Source organism: Streptomyces sp. NPDC049577 (genome assembly GCF_040675635.1).
Lineage (GTDB): Bacteria > Actinomycetota > Actinomycetes > Streptomycetales > Streptomycetaceae > Streptomyces.
On the sequence record NZ_JBFAPH010000663.1, the window covers coordinates 1 to 1,073 of the forward strand.

A 1,073-nucleotide genomic window follows, 5' to 3' on the forward strand; every position below is an offset into this window, starting at 1 on the left:
GATCGTGGCGGAGGCGATGGTGGCGCTGGTGCTGGCCGACGCGGTGGTGGAGAAGTTCGGGGGCGACAGCGTCACCGAAACCCGCCGCAACATCCACAGCTACCTCGACAACCTGGCGATCAAGTGACCACCCCCGTCGTCGTCCTCGTCGGCCCCCCGGGGGCCGGGAAGTCGACCATCGGCGCCCTGCTCGCCCGACGGCTCGGCACCGGCTACCGGGACACCGACGCGGACATCGAGCAGGTCGCCGGAAAGCCCATCCCGGAGATCTTCATCGACGAGGGCGAGCCGCACTTCCGCGCGCTGGAGCGGGAGGCCGTGCGCACGGCCCTCGCCGAGCACTCCGGCGTGCTCGCCCTCGGCGGCGGTGCCGTCATGGACGACTCCACCCGGGCCCTGCTCAAGGGCCTGCCCGTGGTCTTCCTCGACGTCGAGCTCGCCGACGCCGTGCGGCGCGTCGGCCTGGACACGCCCCGGCCGCTGCTCGCCGTCAACCCCCGGCAGCGCTGGCGCGAACTGATGGAACAGCGCCGCCCGCTCTACACCGAGGTCGCCCGTGTCGTCGTCGGCACCGGCGGTCGTACCCCGGCCCAGGTCGCCGACGCGGTGATGGAGGCGCTGGAGCTGCCGGCGCCGGCTTCCGGGGCCCACCCACGAGACATCACGCAGTGAGGAACGCATGACCGACGCCCCCACCCGCATCCAGGTCGCCGGCAGCGCGGGCACCGAGCCCTACGAGGTCCTGGTCGGCCGCGCGCTGCTGGGCGAGCTGCCCGGACTGATCGGCACGGCCGCCAAGCGGGTCGCCGTGCTGCACCCCGAGGCGCTCGCCGCCACCGGCGAGGCGCTGCGCGAGGACCTCGCCGCCCAGGGCTACGAGGCCATCGCCATCCAGGTGCCCAACGCGGAGGAGGCCAAGACCGCCGAGGTCGCGGCCTACTGCTGGAAGGCGCTCGGCCAGTCGAACTTCACCCGCACCGACGTCGTCGTCGGCGTGGGCGGCGGTGCCACCACCGACCTGGCCGGCTTCGTCGCCGCCACCTGGCTGCGCGGCGTGCGCTGGATCGCCGTGC

General features: G+C 74.0%; 2 protein-coding genes and 1 pseudogene. All 3 read left to right on the plus strand.

The genetic code is table 11. The features are described 5' to 3' along the window. A pseudogene (locus AB0K09_RS33700) lies at positions 1 to 127 on the plus strand (chorismate synthase); the annotation flags it as partial. Next, the gene (locus AB0K09_RS33705; RefSeq protein ID WP_366069186.1) at positions 124 to 672 is read left to right on the plus strand and encodes a shikimate kinase; all 549 of its coding nucleotides are present in this window, start codon (positions 124 to 126) and stop codon (positions 670 to 672) included. The pseudogene AB0K09_RS33700 and the gene AB0K09_RS33705, both read left to right, overlap by 4 nt. A gap of 7 nt (positions 673 to 679) precedes the next feature. Next, positions 680 to 1,073: iron-containing alcohol dehydrogenase (locus AB0K09_RS33710; RefSeq protein ID WP_366069187.1), on the plus strand; the 394-nt coding region annotated here is incomplete at its 3' end.